This window comes from Halothermothrix orenii H 168 (genome assembly GCF_000020485.1).
GTDB lineage: Bacteria > Bacillota > Halanaerobiia > Halanaerobiales > Halothermotrichaceae > Halothermothrix > Halothermothrix orenii.
The window spans coordinates 455,504-475,596 of record NC_011899.1 but is presented as its reverse complement, the minus strand read 5'-3'; the positions used below and the strand labels follow the sequence as shown (position 1 = coordinate 475,596).

At 34.6% G+C, this 20,093-nt stretch carries 17 protein-coding genes; all 17 read right to left on the bottom strand.

The features are described from left to right. Nucleotides 1-8 precede the first annotated feature (8 nt). Complete coding sequence (locus HORE_RS02355; protein ID WP_012635388.1) at nucleotides 9-1,313, bottom strand: type II restriction enzyme; 1,305 nt, start codon at nucleotides 1,311-1,313, stop codon at nucleotides 9-11. A 340-nt stretch (nucleotides 1,314-1,653) separates the two neighbouring features. Next, nucleotides 1,654-3,006 carry a radical SAM/SPASM domain-containing protein gene (locus HORE_RS02345; protein ID WP_012635387.1) on the bottom strand — a complete coding sequence of 451 codons (1,353 nt, stop codon included), beginning with the start codon at nucleotides 3,004-3,006 and terminating at the stop codon, nucleotides 1,654-1,656. Between the two features lie 78 nt (nucleotides 3,007-3,084). After that, nucleotides 3,085-3,666, bottom strand: coding sequence for a hypothetical protein (locus HORE_RS02340; protein ID WP_012635386.1), 582 nt, complete (start codon nucleotides 3,664-3,666; stop codon nucleotides 3,085-3,087). 81 nt (nucleotides 3,667-3,747) lie between these two features. Further along, nucleotides 3,748-4,089, bottom strand: coding sequence for a hypothetical protein (locus tag HORE_RS12295; protein WP_012635385.1), 342 nt, complete (start codon nucleotides 4,087-4,089; stop codon nucleotides 3,748-3,750). Beyond that, entirely contained in the window at nucleotides 4,089-4,307 is a 219-nt protein-coding gene (locus tag HORE_RS02335; RefSeq protein WP_012635384.1) for a TetR/AcrR family transcriptional regulator, read from the bottom strand. The genes HORE_RS12295 and HORE_RS02335 overlap by 1 nt, the downstream gene beginning before the upstream one ends. Nucleotides 4,308-4,578: 271 nt before the next feature. Continuing rightward, nucleotides 4,579-5,436, bottom strand: coding sequence for a DegV family protein (locus HORE_RS02330; RefSeq protein ID WP_012635383.1), 858 nt, complete (start codon nucleotides 5,434-5,436; stop codon nucleotides 4,579-4,581). Nucleotides 5,437-5,873: 437 nt separating this feature from the next. Next, nucleotides 5,874-6,533, bottom strand: a complete 660-nt coding sequence (locus HORE_RS02325) for a hypothetical protein (protein ID WP_012635382.1) — start codon at nucleotides 6,531-6,533, stop codon at nucleotides 5,874-5,876. After that, on the bottom strand, nucleotides 6,533-7,219 hold the full coding sequence (locus HORE_RS02320) for a hypothetical protein (protein ID WP_012635381.1): 687 nt from the start codon (nucleotides 7,217-7,219) through the stop codon (nucleotides 6,533-6,535). The genes HORE_RS02325 and HORE_RS02320 overlap by 1 nt, the downstream gene beginning before the upstream one ends. Then, entirely contained in the window at nucleotides 7,216-7,923 is a 708-nt protein-coding gene (locus HORE_RS02315; RefSeq protein ID WP_012635380.1) for an ABC transporter ATP-binding protein, read from the bottom strand. The genes HORE_RS02320 and HORE_RS02315 overlap by 4 nt, the downstream gene beginning before the upstream one ends. 1 nt (nucleotide 7,924) lies before the next feature. Next, entirely contained in the window at nucleotides 7,925-8,935 is a 1,011-nt protein-coding gene (locus HORE_RS02310) for a radical SAM/SPASM domain-containing protein (protein WP_012635379.1), read from the bottom strand. A gap of 31 nt (nucleotides 8,936-8,966) precedes the next feature. Then, a complete protein-coding gene (locus HORE_RS02305) occupies nucleotides 8,967-10,346 on the bottom strand; it encodes a radical SAM/SPASM domain-containing protein (RefSeq protein WP_012635378.1) in 1,380 nt (459 codons plus the stop codon). Nucleotides 10,347-10,499: 153 nt separating this feature from the next. Continuing rightward, on the bottom strand, nucleotides 10,500-10,691 hold the full coding sequence (locus HORE_RS02300) for a hypothetical protein (protein WP_041605790.1): 192 nt from the start codon (nucleotides 10,689-10,691) through the stop codon (nucleotides 10,500-10,502). A 615-nt stretch (nucleotides 10,692-11,306) separates the two neighbouring features. Further along, the gene (locus tag HORE_RS02295; protein WP_012635377.1) at nucleotides 11,307-13,376 is read right to left on the bottom strand and encodes a methyl-accepting chemotaxis protein; all 2,070 of its coding nucleotides are present in this window, start codon (nucleotides 13,374-13,376) and stop codon (nucleotides 11,307-11,309) included. A 116-nt stretch (nucleotides 13,377-13,492) separates the two neighbouring features. Next, a complete protein-coding gene (locus tag HORE_RS02290; RefSeq protein ID WP_012635375.1) occupies nucleotides 13,493-14,386 on the bottom strand; it encodes a carbohydrate ABC transporter permease in 894 nt (297 codons plus the stop codon). A 12-nt stretch (nucleotides 14,387-14,398) separates the two neighbouring features. Beyond that, a complete protein-coding gene (locus tag HORE_RS02285; RefSeq protein ID WP_012635374.1) occupies nucleotides 14,399-15,307 on the bottom strand; it encodes a carbohydrate ABC transporter permease in 909 nt (302 codons plus the stop codon). 51 nt (nucleotides 15,308-15,358) lie between these two features. After that, nucleotides 15,359-16,615 (bottom strand): extracellular solute-binding protein, encoded by a 1,257-nt coding sequence (locus HORE_RS02280; protein ID WP_012635373.1) that lies wholly within the window; start codon nucleotides 16,613-16,615, stop codon nucleotides 15,359-15,361. Between the two features lie 111 nt (nucleotides 16,616-16,726). Further along, entirely contained in the window at nucleotides 16,727-19,966 is a 3,240-nt protein-coding gene (locus HORE_RS02275) for a hypothetical protein (protein ID WP_012635372.1), read from the bottom strand. Between the last annotated feature and the right edge of the window lie 127 nt (nucleotides 19,967-20,093).

Here is a 20,093-nt window from a genome sequence, read left to right as displayed (position 1 = left end):
TTAAATTTTTATGATTTTATTTTTTTCTGTGTAAGGTTAATAATCCATTCAAGCCATTTTCTAACTGTTTGAGCTCTTCTTTTATAAGTACGCATAGAACTAACATTATAGATATAACTATCTAGCATGATTTCAACAATACTTTCTATACTGGGTAATTTACCATGGTTTAAATATACTTTAAAACACCTATTAAAAACTTCATGTTCTAAAATACATGCGGTTAATGCCATGTTCTTTTCTTTATATGGTAATATCATTATTCTTCTTGCCTTTCCTGTTAATGTATACTTAATTAACTTTCCATCTTTTATTTTTTTGACCAGGCCAAGATAAATAGCAGCATTTGTATAGTAATCAGTCTGCCTCACATCAAATTGATAATTTTCTGTTATATCATCTTTAGACATTTCTGTATTCATCAAAATAGTGAGCAGGTCAATAATTCTTGTAAATTTATCAGCTTGAGGAAAAGGAACCTCAGGTTCATCAATAACCTCAGTTTTTTCAAAAACATATTTTACATCATCTAAAGTAATTTTTCTGGGGTTGATTATGTAATGTTTTTGTTTTACAAGTTTTAATGAATTATAATTTTTTATATCTTCAAATCTATATACAAAAAAACTAAATGTATTATTGGAATATGTTAAAAAGACTGGAATCACTTCTTTGTTAAGTTTATTTTGCCAGACTCTATACGGATAATATAACTGCCTTATAATAAAATCTTCTACTTCAGTATTTTTCGCCTCAATTATAACTAAATAATTTTTGCTTTCATAACCTCCATCAATTTCAACCTGGGATTTATTAACACTGAGATTATAATAAGTTTTGTTTTCTATACTTTTTACCCTGAAAGAAAAATTATCTGTAGTCATTCTGCCAGAAACGGTAGGGTATGTTTTTTCTCCTATTAGTTCATCTATCATACCACAAAGGTAAGCACAATGTAAAACTGAACTTTCAGAAAAAAGATTGTTATAGTCAATACTTTTTATATAAGAAGGAAATCTTACTGCCTCAGGCGAGTCAATACCCTGATATACAACTTTTTTATAATTAGAAAACTTACCTATTATATAACTCGATCTGGATATTGGAAGTATTCTCAAATTATTATGCTTAAATACAGCTGGGAGATTGGCTGTATGGTCAAATTTAGTCATCAATCTACTTTGCCTGTATTTATTAATAAGTTTTGATTCTATTTTATAAAATTCTTCTTCCCTTATTTTTTGTAAAATATTATACTCACTAAAAATTTGATTCCAGGCTTTATCATTTTTAGTTAATCTTCTTGTAGACATTTTTATCACCAATAATTATAATTCTACAAATATTAGTAAATTCCTTTGTAAGTCAATCCTTAGAGTCCTATAACCAACAACAATATGCTTAAACCTGTTGTAATCTTGTTTTATTAAATTCTTAATATTGTTTACTGAGATCTTCCTGATATTTTCTAAACACCCTATATACATATTTAAACATTTTCTGTTATTTTCCTGCAAAAGTAATACCCTGATAAATTATCAGGGTATTACAGCAAGTTATTATATTTAATGAAGACTTTCCTGCTTTCCGGCCATCATAAAAATAATTAAAAGATAAAAAAGTAAAATACTGTTGGTGTCCTGAAAATCTTTACTATCCTTTAATCCTCTTTTCATTGATGGGCTTGGACACTTCCTGCCACCTGGAAGATATTTCATCAAGTCTTTTTGCTAAATCTCCTTTCAGTATACTATCTGCACCTTCATGTGTTGGATAAGCACCACTTTCCTCAACTATATCCCTTAATGCCTGGGGATTATCAATAATGGGACAGGGACACATCAAATTTTCATTGAAAGGCTGCCTCTTTTGATATGATTTGAACAGAGGGTTTTGCAGAACTTGCTTTAGAGGCTTATCTTTAATGTTGTCAATAGCAAAATGAACAAATGCACATGGTTCTACCTCTCCCTTGGAGTTAATGTGAAAATAACGCTTTCCTCCTGCAATACACCCCTGAGTATAAGTACCATCATTCCAGAAATCTGCAACGAAAAGAGGCTTTGTATTCCGTAGATGATTTACCCTATCAGCAAGCCTGGCCCTTTGCCCGGGAGTAAGCATTAAATCCAGGTTTGGATTCCTACCAATCGGAACATAGTGGAATGACCACATATATATTACGCCCTTTTCAATCATCAGGTCAATAAACTCATCCCCGAATAGCTCATCCACATTATTACGGGTTACTGTTACACTGGCTCCAAAAATAATACCCCGTTCATGCAACCTATCCATAGCAGACATTATTTTATCATAAGTACCTTCACCCCTTCGCCTGTCAGTGGATTCCCGGAAACCCTCAAGGCTTATAACCGGGGTCACATTACCGGTTTCTAAAAGTCTGTCCGCAAAATCATCATCTATCAGGGTTCCATTTGTATACATCATAAACCCAACATCCTGATGCTTTTCAAAAATATCAAATAAATGTGGATAAACTGTCGGTTCCCCACCTGATAATACTATAAAATAAATTCCCAGTTCTTTGGCTTCATTAATTATCCTGTCAATAGTATCAAAATCAAGGGAATTTCCCTTCTCGTATTTCCCGGCCCAGCAACCCTCACAGGAAAGATTACAGGCACTTGTCGGGTCTATCAGAATAGTCCAGGGAACTTTTACACCCAGTTTCTCGGCCATTTCATATTGGTATGGAATTCCCAGTAAACCAGCATTAACAAAAAAGTTCATTAACAGCCCGTACTTGTAACTTGGTGCAATATGATTTAATTTCCTGACATATTCCTTTATTACCGGATTCTTTTTATAATTTTCTCTAAAAATTTTTATTCCCCGTTTATGGTTATCTCTTCTTACCAGTTTTTCACCCAGATCTAAAATCTTAAGAAAGTTTTTTTCAGGATCCTTTTCAACATATTTCATGGCCTGCTTTAAAGCCTTTTCAACAGCAAATTTTTTGGCAAAAGAAAAATCAATTCCCATCACTTAAGCCCCCTTTTATAAGTTTCTGTAATAAATCACAGACACTATCAATAAAAATTTTCACCTGGCTTTTTACTATCACCCCCTCAGAAATAGGTAAAAAAAGATAACAAAAATTGTTGAACAGGAACCAACAAGAGCACCAGAAATTAATTCTTTAAGGCTATGCCTGTTTAATGTTAATCTTGACCAGAAGGTAACCGGTATTAACAATAAAAACATCCATACACTACTACCAAGAAAAGAAATTAATATAGTCACCGGTCCGGCAACCCCACAAGCATGACCGCTTGCCCTGAAATTTAAAAACATGTTGATAAAGGTTAATACAAGTGCTGAAACAAGATAGGTAAAAAATAATACTTTAATAACCACCGGGGAAGGGGAAAAGCTGACAAAGAAGGTACCGATTATATAACTACCCAGGCCAAAATAAAAAGCCAGCCTCCTTTCTCCTTCCCTTCCTTCATTTCTAATTGAAGGAATAAAGAACTTAAATAAGTATGCCAGCAGGGGTAATACTGTCAAAAAAAGGACCCCAACCAGCAACCAGTACCTGGTTGTAATCAAATTTTGATAATACAATAAGAGCAGCGTAAAAAATGCAAAGACAGGAACTACAGTAAAATAACTAATGCACTTTGCCAGTTTATGTTTCACTTAAACTCTACCTCCTTGATAAGCTTATAACCTAAATTACCTATCTTTTTATGAATTGTCGTTCATTTAAATTTAAAAAAATTATTGCCCTGCCAGAGACCAGAAAATTTCATTAATGAAAGAGATGTTTTCTTCTCTTTCGCAGGGAAATTCTTTTGAAAAATCTATTATTGATAAAAGAAGTAAATGTATTAATCTCTTCTCTCTTGATTTTGATATCTTAAGTTTCCTCTCTTTTTTTAACTGCATTAAAAATTCTTCCAGCATTTTGACGAGTCGGTTTTTTATGTTTTCTATGGTTTCGTTTTCCTGTTTCCCTAAAATATTAGTACGAATAATTTCTTTACCCATTTCCTTTAACTTGCTGGATTCATCATATAAAATTTCAATAAGATCATAAATTGTATTATCAGGATTTTCCATTAATTTGTTAAGCTTTTCAAAGGTTTTTTAAAATTTGTTTCCAGCACACTCAAAAATAAACCAAGTTTATTGGGAAAGTAGTTATATAAAGTTCCAACCGCAATACCCGCTTCTTTTGCCACCATTTTCATATTCACTTTATTATATCCTCTTTCAGCAAAAAGTTTTAAGGCTGCATTAAAAATACGTTCCTCAATATCCTTAATTATTTTTGGCATCCAACTCACCTTCTGGTATTTAAATGAATTTATATTCATTATAAAACAGGAATTAGTAATTGTCAAGTATTCTACTTATTTAGACATTACTATTTAGACAGAACACAGATTTACACATAACTAAGAGTATAGAATGAACAAAATTAAAATATGTTTACTGTATACAAAAAAGAAACCCCCATGCTATGAGGGTTTCTAAATATACGTTATTTATTTTTATACCCTACACTCCTTAAGCTCAGGCCCAGGGCTTCTACTACATTACGATATATCAGGCTTCGGCCTCATTTAAAAAGAAGACACCAATTCCCCCGATACCAAGATGAACTCCCAGCACACTTCCAATTTTCTCCACACAGAAGATTTTTCCCCCAAGCTCCTCTATCTTTTCTTTCAACACTTCAGCCTGAACTAAATCATCAGCATGGGCAATTCCTATTAGTTGCTCTGTTAGATCATAACTTTTCTCTTTTACATAATTAATCATCTTACTTATGGCCCTTCCGGTGCCACGGACTTTTTTCAATAACTCTATTTTTCCGTTTTTAACACATAAAATAGGCTTGATATTAAGTATGTTTCCGACAAAGAATTTAGTTTTACTAATCCTTCCACCCCTTACCAGGGGTTTTAAATCATCGAGCATAAATATGTGCTCAATATGATCTGCCCAGTATTTAATCTTTTCTATCACCTTTTCTCTACTGACTCCCTTTTCAAGCAAAAGAGCTGCTTTATAGGCAATAATACCGGTTGCTACTGAACCTGCTTTGCTATCCACAATATCTATATTAACATCTTTATATTTATCCCTGATTTCTTTTGCTACCAACTGTCCTGTCTGATTGGCTCCGGAAAGTTTCGCGGAAAAGCTTATATAAATACAATCATTACCTGCCTCTGCATTCCTGCTAAAAGCTCTTTTAAAATCTTCGGGACTAACCTGGGATGTTTTAGGCACTTTCCCCTCTTTCATAGCAGCATAAAGCTCTTCAACCTCTATATCAATACCATCTTTATAACATTGGTTATCAATATGAATATTAAAGGGCAATACTTCAATTTCATATTTATCCAGGATTTCATCTGGAAGATCACAGGCACTATCAACAATGATTTTAGTTGACATGATTAATCACTTCCTCATTATAATTTTTATTATATGATATTTTAATAAAGATGGGGTCTGTTTAATCCCTATGCATAAATAAGTTTTTTTATTCCTTATCTGTAGATCTAGATATTATATTGCCAGGGTCACCTGGAATTAAAATAATGATGGTTAGAAATTAGATTAGTCATTTCAAACATTAATATATCTCCTTTCCCGTTAAATAATATATATCAATAAACCTCTATAATATTAAGTTCTTGCTACCTTCAAAATTTCCTTTTCAAATTTAATATACTATTTAAAAAAAATTATACCACAGGGGGATATCCCTGTGGTGGTTTTAAAAAATTACTAATTTATTTTTTTTAAAAGGATTTTCCTCTATCAGGGATTATGAAAAGCTTTCAATAAAATTAAGTAGTGTCCTGGCCTGTGATTGTTCATTCTGTTTACTATATAACTTCATAATCTTCTTTAATTAATATATTAATAACAGAATAACCACCCAACAAACAAATTACTACTAGCGGAACTGTAATTTTTATAATAATATGCTTGGATAAAAATAAAACAAGTCCACTTCCCCATCCAATTAATGTTATCAACTGGGCTAAAGAATTATTGACCATCCCATTTATTACTGTTATTGCTCCCACAATTAAATGTAATATTATAGATATTATATTTGCTATAAGTAAAAATACTAACAAATTATATACTGACATTAATTTTAAATTTATTAAATAATATCCCAGAGTAATAGAGGAATTAAAAAGGATTATCTTCACCCAGTTTTGCTTTATATATATTAGTGTTTCAATAATTATTAAATGTTTTCTGCCCATACCTGTAGCTAATAGGTTTTCGTAAATCCCTCCATATTTTTTTGATATAACCCGGAGTGCCAGAGTATTGACTCTGACAAAAATATTTACATAAAGGTATAACAAAATAGCATTAAAGCTTAAAACCAGATTTAATTTTTTCAAAATAATAAATAATACTATCGGAAGGATAATACTAAAGGTATTTACAAGTCTTTTATCGATATGTTGGTTAACCGGTTCGTACTTTTCATACCTAGTAAGATAATTTGTTATTTCTAAAATCATCAATAGTCTCCCCTTATAATAATTGTTTCTTTATCTGTTTTTTTAAACTTCCTGTACGCCCTAAATCCTACCAGGAGAGAAAAGACAAAAGATAATAATATACTTACTTTAATTCCTACAACATAACCAGTAGTTCTATAAATCAATACCGGACCATAACTTAAAAGGAAAATACCAGCTACTGCATAAAAAGATATCTGATTCATTACCATACCAGGAATGGGAGATAGAAGAACTGTACAGGTATAAATTAAAGATAATCCAGCATTGATTACCGGTAATATACATAATAAAGCAACCAGCCCCGCTAGGTACAACTTACTCCATATTATAATAATTACAACCATTATTGATGATGGGAGATATAGGGCGCTAAATATTGGTAACATTTTATGTAATATTAACTTACTTAAAGGGTAACCTGTAGCCAGAATATTTTCAACACCACCATAGGCCTGTTCTCTAATATCATTGGATGCTGGATAAACCTGAAGCATAAGTAAAGTTAATGACATAGAATATACAAATATAAAGTAATATACCACATTTAAATCATTAACAACCTCTTCATATACATATCTGGCTCCATATCCAATCGCAGAATAAATTAATGTAAAAAAGAGAAAGCACAACAAAAACACTTTATTACCATAAAGAAGCCTGAATTCTTTAGTTAATATACTCAAGACATTTCACCACCAGACTTCAAATAAAGATCTTCAAGGGAGACATCTGTTGGTAATTCATTTTTTCTATATTGTTTGACAATCATCCCATCCCTTATTATAGCAACATGAGTACATATTTTCTCTAATTCTGATAATTCATGTGAAGAAATTATTACTGTACGTAATTTATCATCAACAAAAGTCTTAATAAAATTTCTAAACCAAACTTTCATCTCAATTTCTAATCCCACGGTAGGCTCATCCAGTATTAATATCTCAGGCTCATGTAATAAAGCTCTGGCTAAAACAAGTTTTTGCTTCATTCCCTTTGAAAGCTCAGCAACCCGGTCATTTTTACGATTTAAAAGTCCTACAGTTTTTAAGATATTATTAATCTTCTTTTCGGAATTATTTAAATTATAAATTGTAGCATATAGGTCCAGATTCTGATAACAGGTTAGAACTGGATAAAGCCCCGTTGCATGAAGCATGAACCCAATCTTATTTTTAATATGTCTTTCACTGTTTGACATAATTAAAATTTGACCTTCTGTAGGTTTATACAAACCTAGAAGATGTCTAATTAAGGTTGTTTTACCGGCCCCGTTTGGCCCAATCAACCCAAAAATACTCCCCTGGGGAATGTTTAACGAAACACCTTTAAGGATCAATTTGTTATTAATTATTTTTTTCAAATTTTTTATCTCTATTATATTGGCCATGCTACTCACCCGGCTTCCGTGAAAAATATAACTGCCAGAATGGAAAACCGCGATAACACATTTTTTCTTTACCGGCAATTTCAGTATACCAAAAACTTATTGCTTTCCTGACAGCTGAATAACCCCACATTTTATCTGTCAAGACTTCTGACAACAATTCGCCAATATCAACATCGATAACTTTACATTTTTGATTTAAATTTTTTTCATAATTATTAAACCAGATGTCAAATAAATCTTCTTCCTTCAAATTTCCTTCTGTTACTTCATCAAAAAATGAACATACTGTCACTTCTCCATTTGAATTAATATTAATTGATATTATACCTCCTGGACAGTCTATATTGGAAACCGCATTAATAAATGTATCCCGGCTACCAACTGGTTTAAAATCAGGGAAAGCAAAAAATGGTTCGTACTTAATTATATTCTCGAAAATACTGGTTAATAAAGTTTTATAAATATGTTTATCGGCAGAAGGAATAATTGGGGCAAACCTGAGGGTCTGGATACCCTTATCTATGGAAAACAAGATAATGTCTTCAATTTCCTCAATGTTATCATAATTTACTGGAATATTTAAATTAACAGGTATTTTCTTATCATTAAACATATCTATTGTTTTTATTAAATTAGCAAATGTTCCCCTGCCTTTAATTTTATCATATTTTTCTTCTTTTGTACTATCCAGGGTAAATCTAACTATATTAATATTTTCTTTTATATAATCAGCTGCCACATTGTCAATTTGACTACCATTACTAAACAAAACAGTAATTAACCCGTTTTTATTTGCATAGTCAATAATATCTTGATAGTCATTTCGTAAAGTTGGTTCTCCCCCAGAAAGTATAAGATATTGAGTTTTTAACTTAACTGTATTGTCAATAATCATCTTTATATCTTTTAATTCAAGTAAATCCTCTTTGTTACATGAAGCACAATAACTACAATTATAATTACACTTACTAGTTACATTCAATGTAACCGTAGAAAGACTTTCCTTGATCAACAGTTTACACCCCACTCTCATTATTGTTTTCTTATTTTGAAATAGTCTTTTTACTAAGGCAACTAATATTTATAGTCTGCCTTGTCCTGACTTTTCTGGCTAGCTTCTTCCCATCCCAGACACAGTTTTTATTATTCTTAGCACCTATTAAACCCTTAAGTGTACAGCTATCGCAAAAACTAAAATAATTACAATTTTTACAAGTTCTATACCTGGGCATAGAGACTTTTGCAAACTCTTGTAACAGTTCTTTTTTAAAAATGCTCATACCTTCTTCAAATACATTCCCAATCTTGAATAAATCAAGTTCTGAATTCACACATAATCTTAAATTACCATCAGGGTCAAGGGCAAAGGTTCTCCAGCCAGCCCCACAGTTTAATCCTTCAACTTTCATCTGTCTGGTTATTTTGGCTGGAATCAAGGTTAACATATCATAATATTTTTTAAACAAATATTTGCTTTGCTTTTCATATTCAAAATACTCTTCAGGTGTTACCTTACTCCAATCAATACTACTTCCTCTACCAAATTGGGATACCTGATCCCATGCAAAGTTTTTTATCCCTAATTCTTTGGCTAATAATATTGTTTTTTCGATATGAAATAAGTTCTCTGGTGTAATAGCCATCGCTATTCTGGTTGGAACTTCATTTGATGCCAGTGTTTTAACCAAATTGTATGCCCTTTCCCAGGCACCTTTTTTCCCTCTAAAATTGTCATGAAATTCCTGGTCATAACTATCCAGACTAACATTAACCATTACTTTATCTTTGTTTCTTAGAATACATTCTATTATTTCCTGATTGTATTCATAACCATTTGTTAATAAAGCAATTATATCGAGCTTCTGGGCCAAATAATCAACTATTTCACAGAAATCAGGATGAAGGGTTATTTCACCCCCTGTTAGCTCCACAATAATTAATCCTTTTTCAGTTAGCATATCTATTAATGAAAATAACTTCTGAGTATCCATTAATTTACCTTTTTTTGTTGAATCCCGATAACAATGTTTGCAAGCGAGATTACATTTATCCGTCAGTTCTATAGCCAGGTGACCAGGTATGTAATAATCTTTACTTCCCAAAAATCTAATTTTATATTCTGTTTTAGGGGTATCGCTAAAACAAATCCAGTTTTTGAAATAATAGTATTCTATGTATTTAGTAATAAACTCTGGCTTATATTCTCCAAGTAATTTGTCGGGATTATTCAACAGAATGTCAAGGGAATCATCATACAGGATATCAAGTCCAAAGCCCATAAATCTACTCAATCCGCTCGTATCATGATTATAAACTAGAACCCTGTCGGGGTATCTAAAGATAATATCAACTACGTCCTCATTAAAAATAATATATTTATCAAGATTTTCTTTCATTTTATCAGTAATAAAAGTTTGTGACATTTTTTCACCCTACTTCCCATTATTTAATTTAGATATTTCATAATAATTATTTATAATAATTAAATGGGAGCTTAAAAGCTAAACACCCCCAGAACTCTAAAAAGATGGGTTAATGGTGGGATATATTCTACCCCACCATTAACATAAGTACCATTACCAGGCGGCTACTCCAGCTACACCTCCTACTGCTGCTGCTGTCACTGTCCCTGAAGCAACACCAGTCACCGCTACTTCAACGTCAGGTGTGGGGGTAATAACACAGCCACCACAACCAGCACAGGTAACACAACCAACTGAGCACCCTGCACATGCAGAACAGGCAGAACAAGCAGCACACCAATTCACGACCTCCACCTCCTTTTTTAATTGTTTTTTAAACCAATTAATTAGCTAAATATCATCCTCATAAAAAATAAAATTTGTAAAACACTTTTTCAAAAAAAGGGGTTAGTTATTGTTAATGTAATAACTTGTCCTATTTTGATGAAGCCTGTCCCGTTACAGGGACCAGTTATTTAAACCCGGCTCCTTTATTACTAATAATTTGGTTTATAATATTATTTTTTCTATATAATAGTATATTTTCCTATCTATTTTTCATATAATCAATATTGTTAATTTTTTCATTTATTTAGTATTTCTATTATGTTCCATTAATTTCCTTCTTAATATTAATATTTTTTTATATCTATTTGATAATAGGTCTTTTAGACTACAGAAAGAGTTTTTTTAATTTATTTCAATAAAAAAAAGAAGCAGTTCAGAAAAACTGCTTCTTAAATAATATAATATATAAAAGAATTTTTACTTCTATAGCTTAGCTGATATTGAATCATATTTCCTGACCAGGGATTACCTGCAGAACAGAAGCTGTTATTTTACCTGGAATTTTATTTACTGTAAGCCTGTCCCCGCTAAATTACTTTTCATCTCTCTTAATTAGTTATATTTTAAATCACTTTATAATTTAAACTTCTTAATCATATTTTGCAGGCTTTCTGCCATATCGGCAAGGTCATCAGCAGCCTCGGCCACTTCTTCAATTACTTTGGATTGTTCCAGATTCATCTGGGCAGCCTGTCTGGACCCTGACAGGTTATCCTCAGCAATATCTGTAATTTCCCCAACTACTTTATCTATATCTTCTGTACCCTTTAATTGGCTTCTCGCCTGTTTAGCTATTTCTATACTGACATTCTTTGCTTCTTCTACTACATTCTGCATTTCTTCAAGGGCTTTATACACGTCAACCACATTCTGATCACTACTCTTGATGTTATTACGACTTTTATCCATGGCATCCTCTACCTGCTGCATAGCATCTTTTATCTGCCTAAAAATAGAAATAATATTATCCAGTGATTCATTGGACCTGTTGGCTAACGACCTGATTTCTTCAGCAACTATAGCAAACCCCCGGCCAGCTTCACCGGCCCTGGCAGCTTCAATAGCTGCATTAAAAGAAAGTAACGTTGTTTCTTCGTTAATATAATTAATTGCTTCAATGATTGTATTAATTTGATCGATGCTATCCCTTAAGTTATCAATTACTTCATTTGTTAAATCTAACTCTTCAAGGGTTTTCCCCATATGATTTCTCGCTTTTTTAATAACATCTAACCCATCTATTGACTGTTTCTGGACATTATCGACAACCTCAACAATTTTAGCTGAACTCTCACTTACATCTTCTGCTCCCTTCTTAATATTATCAAGAAGTTTTTCGGTTTCCTTTGTTTTAGTAGCCTGTTCTTCAGCTCCCAGGGCAATCTTTTCACTGGTCGCTGCTACTTCCTCTGAAGTAGCACTGACTTCCTGAACACTGGCTGATAAATTTTGTGACATCTTATAAACATTATCAGAGGAATATAACAGGCTGGAAACTACATTTTTCAGGTTTGCGACCATTTGATTAAAGTTATCAGACAGAACCAGAAACTGATCTTTTGAATCTGCTTCAATTGTGACCCGTAAGTCTCCCTGACTGACCTGGCGGGCTCCTCCAATAACTTTGTTGAGGGGATGTGTTATGCTCTGGGTAATCAGCAAGACAAACAAAGACGATATTCCAATAATGACCAGTGAATTTATAATAATCTGTCTGAACATATCATTTATTTTCCCAACTACTCCTGCCCTGGATTGTATCAAGACAATATAACCAATGGGTTTACCAAAAAAGTTTTTGATCGGTAAATAACCAACCGAGTATATTTCCCCATTTATTTCTCTTTTACAGATTAAATAACTATCAGAACCACTGTTAAAGGTATTTTCAATATCACTGGTTATCAAGGCTACATCGTTAAAGTTTGACCCTATCTGGTTGCTATCTATTAATTTTTGATTATAGTACAATTGAACTCCATATTCATCATTAAAAGGTAATAATTTAATAAATTCAGACCCCAGAAATTTACTAACCATAATCCCACCCAGGCCCGGTATTCTGAATTCATCAATGACACTGCTTACAGCATTCACCTGTATGTATTTATCATTATGGGTAAAGAAAGTTACGTCCACCCCTGACAAAATTAGATCAACAATTTTTTGTTTCAACTCATTATTTTTTTCAAAATCGACACCTACATTACCAACCCTGGCCACCGATTCAAAATCAAAATCCCTTATCTCTATACCATCGACCTGTAACTGTCCCATTATGTACTCCCAGTATGTTTTGTCATATTCCATATCATATATAATTTTTCTGGCCAGGGGCATTTTGGCCAGACTACCAGCGATACTGGAGACTTCAATTTTTCTCTGCTCTAACTGGTTACTGATAACCCTCAGATCCTGCTGCAGTTTCTCCCGTTCGTTGTTTTCAAGAGTATTCAGATAAGAATTATAAATTTGATAAGAACTAATACCTACAATAGTTATTATCATTAATAATATAAAGAGCATTATTCTTTTCCCTATTTTTAATCGTCCCAGGATTTTTATCACAAATCTGTCAAGGGATTTAACTAATCTCACTAAATACAAAAAAGGCTTTGTTATAATTTTTAGAAAACTAAACATGATCTAACCCCCTTTTAAAGAAGATACCTGAATAGGGAGACCGCCCCCCGGGCCTCCCTTTTTGCCAACTTTAATCACAAACCCATTGTTTCTGCCAACCTGACCAACCAATTAAATTATCCCTTGGTAGCACCTGTCGTTAAACCAGAAATAAAATATTTAGATGCCAGAACAAAGGCCAGTACTATCGGGAAAACCCCGAGAGCAGTACCCATCATCGTTGCTCCCCAGGGAGTTTCAAAGTTACCATTTAGCTTTGAGAGGGCAACAGGTATGGTGTATTTTGTTTTTTCCTGGAGTACAAGCAGGGGGCCCATAAAGTTATTCCAGGAACCCAGGAAAGTCAGGATACCTAAAGTAGCCATCCCTGGTTTGCTTAAAGGTAGGGCAATTTTATAATAAATTTCAAACTCCCCGGCACCATCAATCCTGGCTGCATCAATAATCTCATCAGGTATTTCTTCCATAAACTGCCTCATCAAGAAAATACCAAAGGCATTGGCAGCCCCTGGTATAATTAATGGTTTAAAGCTATTGATCCAGCCAAAGGCTTTCATCATAATAAACCAGGGTATAATTGATAATAATGGTGGAATCATCATACTGGCTAACATAAGAAAGAATAATTTTTCTTTTCCCCTGAAGTTATATTTAGCAAAACCATACCCCCCGAGGGAACAGAAAAACAATACCAGTAAGGTAGCCAGAGTGGCAACAATGATTGAATTAAAGATATTCTGGAAAAATGGCAGCTTATCCAGCAAAATCTGTATGTTCTCCTGAGCAGCATTACCAAACCAGAGGGGGGGTGGAAAATTAAAAATTTCTTCAACACTACGGGTTGCCAGGACTATCATATAATAAAATGGGAAAAATGTAATTAACACCCCGAAAATCAAAATAAAATAAAGAAGTGCTTTTTTGAGGACCTTAACCCAGTCCTTTTGCTTCTTATCTATGGTAACATTTTCTTTGGTGATATTTTCTTTCTTATTTAACTGTAACTCCACATTGTTCCCCCCTTATCTTTTCTGAAATATTTTCATATTTATTAAAGATAGAATAATAATAAAGATACAAAGAATATAAGCCATTGCACTACCTGTTCCAAACATATTCCAGTTAAAACCAGTCCGGTATAAATACAGGGCTGTAGTCAAACCGGCCCGGCCAGTGCCACCGGTCCCTCCAGTTAAAATAAAGGGTTGTTCAAAAAGCTGAAGGTTACCAATAATAGACAGAGTAATTCCAAAGAAAATAACCGGCCGCAACATTGGCAGGGTAATTTTGAAGAATATTTGCCTCATGTTGGCCCCATCTACCCTGGCGGCTTCATATAGGTTGTGGGGAATATTTTTTAACCCGGCATAATAAATAATTAAATTCCAGCCTGTAAACTGCCAGGTTACAAGCAAGGCAATCGATGGCTTGATCCAGGCTGCCTCACCCAACCATCTGACCGGTAAATTTAAGCCAATACTTTCAAAAAGGGCTCCAATCGGCGGGAAATTAGCTACATATTTTAGAATTGCATTTAATATCCCGTAATGTTCTCCGTATAACATCCCAAATATCATGGCCACTGCTACTGAAGAGGTAATATAAGGCAAAAAGTATGAAGACCTGAATAAGGCCTTGAATTTTACCAGTTTAGAATTTAAAATAAAGGCTAAAAACAGGGCAATTACATGCTGGGGTATAGTTGTCAATACAAAGATAACTAATGTATTCCAGACCGATTGCCAGAACCAGGGATCTGTCAGGACAAATAGATAATTTTCCAGACCCACAAATTCTTTAGGGCTTATTCCATCCCAGATATGAAAACTTAAGAAAAAGGAATACAGGATTGGGAAAGCACCAAAGATAAAGAACAGGATGTAGAACGGTGAAATAAACACATATGGTGCTACTTTTTTACTTAGTCTCATGTTAACCCTCCTTATTAAAGGGGTGGGATACCCCACCCCCATATTTAATGTTTACCTTCTTCTCATCCTTCTTTCAATCATTCTTTTAGCTTCCCTGAGTGCTTCTACAGGATCAGCATCATTATTAAGTACATCTGTCAGGGCTGCAGTAACAATCTCTTCAGCAATAACATCATATTTATTGGTTACAACATTAGGAATCTTCTTGGCTGCTTCAAGCCAGAGTAAACGGGCCTTCTGTCCACCATAGAATTCCATTTCTTCCTGAAAGACCGGGTCATCAAAGGCAGGCATCCAGGCCGGGAAGATATTTGAAGCTTTAAACTGGGCAATCTGGGTATCCTTTCTGGTGGCAATAAATTTAATAAATTCCCAGGCTTCTTCCTTATGTTCAGCTTTCTCCGGTATAGCTGCAAAGGATCCACCCCAGTTACAGTACATTCCATCCGGGAGGTTGGTTACACCCCATTTGCCTGCTGTGTCAGGAGCAATCCAGTTACGGATATGGCCACCAAGCCATGCTCCTGAAGGTTGCATTAAGACTGTACCATCTTTAAAGGTAGAATACCATTCATTGGTCCAGGCACCTATCCTGGCATCGAGTCCCATATCCCTGACCATCTTGGCAGCCTTAAAGGCCTTGATAAACCTTGGGGAATCAACTATACACTCACCGTCTTCATTAAAGTAAAGTTCTTCACCACTTTTAGCAATCATAAAGAAAATATCAGTAGCGTCAGCCAGTAACCAGCGATCATTGACACCGTCACCATCTAAGTCTTTAGCAAATTGAGAACCGGCTTCAATCCAGTCTTCTAAAGTCTTCATATCTTCAATTTCATAGCCAAGTTCAGCCAGTTTATCCCTGCGATAATAAATTGTACCCGGTGCAATATCAGTTGGAAAAGCAATTAAGCGGCCGTCATCAGTACTTCCCTGTGCCCATTTATAGGGAACGATATTTTCCTTAAACTGGCCAGCGTTATATGGTTCTTCGAGGAGATTTACAAAACCACCTTTGGAGACAAAGTTGGCAATATACCCAATTTCAATCATGGCAACATCAGGTACCTCTGCCCCGGCAGCAATCTGGGTAAGCAGAGTGTTGTGGTGATCGGCAAAACCATTAACTACCAGCTCTACCTCAATATCAGGATGTTCAGCATGGAATTGATCTAAAATTGCTTCAAAGCCAGAGTCCTGATCAGGGAAACAGGCCACCTTAATCTTTGTCTTGGCAGCTATAGAAAGACTGAACATTGAAACTACCAGCAGAGCCACTACAGCAATCACGGCAAACTTCTTCATTAATATATTCCCCCTTTAAAAAATTAGCTTTTTTATATAATACTTAACCCCTGTATCTTAATGTAGTTGTTTCACCACCTCCTTTAAGGTCTATTTTCAGGGGTATGAATTTTACTCAAGATACATATCAAGTCTATCAACTTCATTATTACGCAGTTTTTCGGCATATTCTTCCTTAAGTTCATTCCCCTGTACGAGGACTTCCTCTCCATTAATTGATAGAACAAACTTTTTAACTCTGGCCCTGTTATCACCAAATGTCCTTTTCCTACCCGGATTATGATAGATGGCTAGTGTATGACCCATTAACCGGAAAGCAAATGAATTTTCAGGAATCGTAATAGTCATTTTCCGGGATTTAGTTAACTGGAAACTTATTTCTTTTTCCTCCCTGGTAAACATGTCACTGTCCAGAATTGGTTCAGGATTAAAAGATAATATACCATTTCGGTAAACAAACGGTTGAGGCCCAAAAGCAAGCAGTGACCAGATGTGTATAAATTCAGCCGTTGAACCACTTAAACGGGCAATATACCCACGGCCGTGGTTTTCTGTATCAGGATTTAAACTGCTCATAATAAATGAACTATTCTCTAAGATACTCCTGCCGTACATAACCGGATCCAGAAAAGGTATCAGAGCATCTTTCATGGCCTGATAAAACTCATCATACAGACCACCTTTTATTAACTCAAGAAGGTATTTATATTCCATGTGTAACCATATAGAACCATTTTCAAGCCAACCCGGGCTAAATGCCCTGGCTCTTCCAATGTCATCAGGCATTTCTGATAAGTCTCCATTGAGCCGGAACATTTTTAATTTTTTATCATAAAGCTCACTCTGACACACACTCCGGTGTAACTGCAGTGCCTTTTCCTTATCACCCATAATCTTCATGGCCCTTACCTGTCCTTCGAGAAACGGAGGAAGTACATGCTGTTTAAAACTCTTTACCCTGATACAGGGGTAACCCTCTGGAGAATACTCCCCTGTCCTGTCATACTCTTCCGGGAGATAGTAATAATAGGTATTATAAAGGCCAGTGTCAGGGTTATAAGCCTTCTCAATGGCAGTTAATAGTTTTTCCTGACTCATTTCCAGGAAATTAATAATTTCTTCAATTTGCATGTTAATTAGCTTACCACTGAAACCCTTAAACACTTTATCACGGTATTTTTCTTTAAGTTCAGCTGTTTTATCCCAGTATAAAAAGTCATCTTTTTCTCTCTGCCATGTTTCTAATTCCTGTTTCAAACCATTTATAAATTCATAAATTTCTTCTGGCAACTCTATTGATAAATGCTTCCCTGATGATTGTACATCTTTAATTTTATCTAACAGGTAATTTACCAGCCTGTATAGTTCCATGGTCTCGGGGGTAGATGAACCAAATATTCCCGGTAGTCCATTGAGGGCATCATACCAGCCGGGTTTATTGGCCTCCATTTCAACTCCGGTTCCTTCAGGATCAAGGGAAGATATTTTATTGGTTACTATCGTCAGTAATTTTACCAGCAGGTTAGTATACAATATATCTCCCCGACCATATCCAGTACGTACCTGGTCTTGGTTGAATTCCCGCTCTTTTATCTCCTTCTGTTTTTCTTCATCAGCTACCACTGCCCCAAACTGTCTGGGACCGAGGTCACTCAGTACATATTTTTTGTCACGGGGCTGTACCCTGACAAAATTATCATAATAGGTATAGGTGTTATCATTTACCAGAAGCTCTCCTGATTTTTCAGGATAAACTGCCAGATAATTTTCTATTAAATCAAGGAGATAAGTCCAGTGATCAACCCAGAAGCCTTCCCCGTGTTCCGCTGAAATTCTACTTTCTGCTTTTTCCATAAGTCGATTAATAAACTCATCCACTGGTACAGAAAGTTCAATATGATGATTTATTATAAAGTTGGCCAGGTTTCCGGGGGTAAATTCTTCATTTAATTTCTTCTCCAGTATATTTTTCTTATTGGATACCAGTTTTAAAATATCGGCCCTGTCTTCCTTATTCAGTTTAAAGACCAGGCCCTTGATTACCAGGGGGTTATAGCCATCTGGCTGTATCAGGTTTGCAAATAATTTAATATTTGTTTCCTGAACTTCTGGGTTAAAGAAATTATCACACCTGCGGTTCTGGTTTACATCTCTGTAATTACCATTCCCCTGTGAATAATAATTTGGTTCCAGCTGAAAGAAATTATAATCCCTCTCCAGGTCTCCATGCTTACGGGAAAATAGGTGGTAAACATGGCCACCTATTTGATGTGGAAATCCTCCCCTGAGAATATTATCTAAAAAGGTCTGGCGGCAGTACTGATCAAATTCAGAATAATTACTTACCGTCAGGATTTTATCGAGATAATAATTATGCAGGGCAATATTTTCCCTTTCTTTAGAATCAATATAGCCAGGTTTTAAAACCCTTTCTTTTATCGAATTGAGGTTATTTTGATTCCCGGTATGTCCATAGAACGAATTTATAACCTCTTCTTCACCGGGTTTTAAGACACATACAGCTGCAGCCATAGCTGATGGATAACGGTTTTCCAAAAGCTGTCTTCCCTGATAATTTAACAGGGAACTATGATAAAAATTAACAGGCTTAATGAAGGATTTATCCTGGTCAAAAATCACTTCCGGATCAACCAGTGGTTTTAAAAGATTAATTCCATTCTCATTCGAGTGATAAGAAAGATAGAAGTGACCAGACTCCATCTTCCTTACCTCAGGAGTATCATCAGCCGTTGCCCTTAGCCTGAAAAAGGGCATCTTATGTTCAAGATTATAAACCCTGCACCAGGCTGACATGGTTTGACTTACTTCCTTTAAAGCCAGGTGAGATATCCCTTCAGGAATTATCTCAGGTAGGCCATCAAGTACCTCTAATTCAAAAGGATTTTCTGAAATATTCTTTATGTATACCCTCCTTACCAGGGCTCCAAAAGTCTCTCCAGGGAGGATAAAATATTTAACCTTGACCTCAAGACCCAGTTCTTTGTTTACCTCTTTTATTACCAGTGCGTGGGGCTCAATAATCATTTTAGTTTTAACTTTTTCTGAGGAACCAGTAAAGGGTTCATAGATATTATTTGAATTTATAAATTTTATAAAGGTTCTAAACCCCTTTAAAGGAGTAACCTGATATGCTTTATTGGATGGATTGAACTCCATTATGGCATGATCCTTATCTTTAATTCCAAAACCAGCAATTCCCTGTCCCCTGTTTACATAAAAAGCCCAGACCGGTACTCCCATTTCACCGGCAATACCAGGCAGAAAGCTGGCAAATGTTTTTTGTTGTTGATAATTACTGATCACAAAACTTCCATTATTGCTTATTTTCACGGGATCACTCCTCTCCTCTACATTTAGAACAATTTAATTAGATAATTTAATTAGAATAATTCAATTTAAAGATATAACTGTAAAATTTTTAATTAAACAAATATTTCTAATATCGAAATCGATTACA